This is a genomic window from Defluviitoga sp., from assembly GCF_035349255.1.
GTDB lineage: Bacteria > Thermotogota > Thermotogae > Petrotogales > Petrotogaceae > Defluviitoga.
In genome coordinates, this window is the sequence record NZ_DAOPSE010000071.1 from 1 (window position 1) to 4,095 (window position 4,095).

At 32.6% G+C, this 4,095-nt stretch carries 4 protein-coding genes; all 4 read left to right on the top strand.

Annotation, left to right across the window (positions count from 1 at the left end):
* Nucleotides 1-75: 75 nt before the first annotated feature.
* The 4 genes from rbsD (at nt 76) to rbsB (ending at nt 3,942) form a co-directional block, all read left to right on the top strand.
* On the top strand, nt 76-471 hold the full coding sequence (gene rbsD / locus PKN74_RS08045; RefSeq protein WP_464233719.1) for a D-ribose pyranase: 396 nt from the start codon (nt 76-78) through the stop codon (nt 469-471).
* Nucleotides 471-1,961 carry a sugar ABC transporter ATP-binding protein gene (locus PKN74_RS08050; RefSeq protein ID WP_472310298.1) on the top strand — a complete coding sequence of 497 codons (1,491 nt, stop codon included), beginning with the start codon at nt 471-473 and terminating at the stop codon, nt 1,959-1,961. Before rbsD ends, PKN74_RS08050 begins: the two co-directional genes overlap by 1 nt.
* Nucleotides 1,954-2,874 (top strand): ABC transporter permease, encoded by a 921-nt coding sequence (locus PKN74_RS08055; RefSeq protein ID WP_472310300.1) that lies wholly within the window; start codon nt 1,954-1,956, stop codon nt 2,872-2,874. Before PKN74_RS08050 ends, PKN74_RS08055 begins: the two co-directional genes overlap by 8 nt.
* Before the next feature lie 198 nt (nt 2,875-3,072).
* Entirely contained in the window at nt 3,073-3,942 is an 870-nt protein-coding gene (gene rbsB, locus PKN74_RS08060) for a ribose ABC transporter substrate-binding protein RbsB (protein WP_472310302.1), read from the top strand.
* Nucleotides 3,943-4,095: the final 153 nt, after the last annotated feature.

Below are 4,095 nucleotides of genomic sequence, written 5' to 3' on the forward strand. Positions count from 1 at the left end.
AAGATGATTATATACCTGTAAAATTATTTCAAAATCAAGTTATAGTAAGAGAAAGTACAAAAAGGAGATAAAAACATGAAAAAATCTGGTATCTTTAATTCAAAAATATCATCTTTCGTCGCTTCGATGGGACACAAAGATATAATCACTGTAGTTGACATGGGATACCCTATTCCTAAAGATGTTGAATTTGCAGATATTGTTTTAGACAAAGGAAAACCTAGCTTTGTTGAAACTGTCGAAGTTATATTAAAAGAATTAGCAGTAGAAAAAATAATTATAGCTGAAGAATTAGAGCACAAGAATATTAACAATTATACTGAAATAATGAAATTATTTCAAGGCATAGAGATCGAAAAAATATCCCATGAATTATTTAAGGAAAACGCTAAAATGTCCAAATATTTTGTTAGAACAGGTGAATGTACACCTTTCTCAAATATTATGTTAATTTCAGGAGTGATCTTCTGATGTTGTTAGAAATGAAAGAAATAACAAAAACGTTTCCAGGCGTAGTTGCTCTTGATAGAGTATCTTTTAACCTCAAAGAAAACGAAATTCACGCCTTATTAGGAGAAAATGGTGCAGGTAAAAGTACTTTAATTAAAATATTAGGTGGTATTTATAAACCTGACAGTGGTGAAATTATACTAAACGGGAAAAAAGTTGAATTTAGTTCTCCTCTTGATGCCAAAAAACACGGTATAGCAATTATCCACCAAGAATTAATGTTGTCAGAAAATCTTTCAATCGCTGAAAATATATTCCTAGGAAAAGAACTTGGTAGCCCAGTGAACTTAAATTATCATAAAATGGTTGAAGAATCAAAAAAGTATCTTCAAATGCTAGGTTTTGAGATAGATCCTCGAACAAAAGTCTCACATTTAAATGTTTCCGAAAAACAATTAGTAGAAATAGCCAAAGCTATTTCTTCAGATGCAAAAATTATTGTAATGGACGAACCCACGGCAGCCATTTCTGAGCATGAGACAAAGATACTTTTCAAAGTGATGAAAGAACTCAAAGAAAAAGGTATATCAATAATTTTTATTACTCATAAGTTAGAAGAAGTTTATCAAATTGCTGACAGAGTTACAGTTTTGAGAGATGGAAAACTAATAGGTACAAAAAACATAGAAGATATTGATAATGAAGAGCTCATTAAAATGATGGTTGGTAGAGAAATCAAAGAAATGTTTCCTAAATACAATCAGGTTCAAGATGAAATTGTCTTAGAAGTAGAAGATTTTGAAGTGGTTGGTCACGTTTCGCCTGTTACCTTCAATGTAAAAAAGGGAGAAATCTTTGGAATAACAGGATTGGTTGGATGTGGAAAATCAGAATTAGCTCTGGGATTATATGGTCTATATAAAACAAAGTTTAAAAAATTTGTAATTGATAAACAACTTTTAACAGAAATTAAAAGTCCCAAACAAGCCCTAAAAGCTGGTATTGTTCTTGTACCTGAAGACAGAAAATCACAGGGTCTCGTCCTTTTACTAGACGTGGTTCAAAATATTACTCTTCCTAATTGTGATATATTTGCTCCTAACTTTAATATAAAATGGCAAAAGGCAGTAGATACAACAAAAAAACAAATAAAAGATTTTAACATAAAAGTATCTGGAGAACATCAAAAGGTGAAAAATCTTTCTGGTGGAAACCAACAAAAAGTTGTTCTTGCAAAATTCCTTCTAAAAAAACCAAAGGTTGCTATCTTAGTAGAACCTACCAGAGGAATAGATGTCGGAGCAAAAATAGAAGTATATAAACTCATAAATAATTTGGCAAATAACGGCATTGGGGTGATATTAGTGACTTCAGAAATTCCGGAAATAATTGGATTATGTGATAGGGTTATGGTAATGCACAGAGGTAAAGTGATTGAGATCTTAGAAAAAGAAGAAATTTCGCCTGAAAGAATTCTAAAAGCTGGAACGGGGCTGATAGAGAATGTCTAAAATCCTTACTTTTATGAGAAAAAATCCTGCCTTAGTTGGATTTATCGTTTTGTTTATTTTGCTTTCTATATTTACCGAAAGTTTCTTCAATATTTCGAATATTGTTAATGTCTTAAGACAAGTTTCAATAACAGCTATCTTAGGTTTTGGGATGACCTTGGTAATAATTAGCGGCGGAATTGACCTTTCAGTGGGCTCTATTTTTGCATTTAGCGCTGTTGTAATGGCTTCTATAGTTAAAGAAGGAAAAGTATTTCTAGGAATAATATTAGGTTTATTAATAGGCGCGATAATGGGATTATTTAATGGCATTGTAATATCCAAGGGAAAAATCCAACCTTTCATAGTTACTTTAGCTACTATGGCGATCGGAAGAAGTTTAACGTTAGCTTATACCCAAGGAATTCCTATTTCACTTTTCCCTAATAGTTTTAGATTTATAGGACGAGGAGACATTTTAGGTATACCTGTTCCTGTCATAATCATGTTTGGAGTATTTTTTCTTGTTTTATACATTCTAAAAAAAACAAAACTTGGGTTGTATATTTATTCTATCGGTGGAAACGAAGAAGCAACACGATTAAGTGGAATAAATGTTGATAGATATAAAATTATTGTTTATACTATCAGCGGTATATTCGCAGCAGTTAGTGCAATGATTCTAACTGCAAGATTAAACAGTGCTCAACCCACATTTGGTCAAGGGTATGAACTAGACGCAATTGCTACAGTAGTATTAGGAGGAGCCAGCCTTTCAGGAGGAAGTGGAGGAGTTTTAGGCACTTTATTCGGTGCTTTGCTGCTAGGAACAATCAATAATGGAATGAATTTGATGAACATTTCCCCATTTTATCAAGATTTGGTAAAAGGCGCAATAATTTTACTTGCCGTTCTTTTAGAAAAGTCTGAATAAAAGAAGATTTCTAACGATTAATGTTTAATAATCCTATATTTCTAAATTCTTTCAGTTTTCTAAACCTCGAACATCTCAGATAGAAAATGTTCAATACATAGGTGAAGTAATTTCTATTTCAATAAATATTAACAAATTAAAAATCAGTTTCTTATATATTCACAAGCACCTTAAAAAAACCCAAGGAGGTATGGAAAAATGAAAAAGGCTGTATTACTAAGTGTTTTAGTATTATTAGTAACATCTTTTAGTTTTGCCGTTACTTTAGGACTTTCTGTTTCAACTTTAAACAATCCTTTTTTTGTGGATTTAGCAAATGGAGCCAAAGATAAGGCAAAAGAACTAGGAATAGATATCAAAGTTGTAGATGCTCGCGATGATTCCGCAAAGCAATTGAATGACGTTGAAGACTTAATAAGACAAAAGGTCGATATCCTTTTAATTAATCCAACAGATAGTGATGCCATTGTAGCCGCAATAGAAGAAGCCAATGAAGCAAATATTCCCGTAATAACCGTAGATAGAGGATCAAGCGGTGGAATAGTATTATTACATATAGCTTCAGATAATGTAGCAGGAGGAAGACTTGCTGGTGAATATATTGCTGAAAAAATAGGAGGAAAAGGTAAAGTAATTGAATTGGTTGGTATTCCTGGAACGTCATCTGCAAGAGATAGAGGAAAAGGTTTTAATGAAGTAATAGCAAAATATGCTGGTATCCAAGTGGTCGCAAGACAAACTGCAAATTATAATAGAGCAGAAGGATTAACCGTCATGGAAAATTTGCTTCAAGCTCATCCTGACATTAATGCAGTTTTTGCACACAATGATGAGATGGCACTTGGAGCAATTGAGGCTATAAAAGCAGCGGGAAAATTAAAAGACATAATAGTAGTTGGATTTGACGCAACACCTGATGCACTAGAATCTGTAAAACGAGGAGAATTAAGCGCTACTATAGCCCAACAACCTTATCGTATGGGAGAATTAGCTGTAGAAAAAGCTAATGAATATTTGCAAACAGGTACAATTTATTTTCCAGTAGATCTTCAACTTGTAACAAAATAAAATTTGTAGGGGTGGGGAATTCTCCCCACCCATCATATTAATTGAATATTAATAACCATAAATGAAAGGTAGTAGGAGGGATTCTACGAGTGATTGCCGTAATAGGTAGTAGTAATATGGATATAGTTTTTAATGTTGAACATTTAACACTTC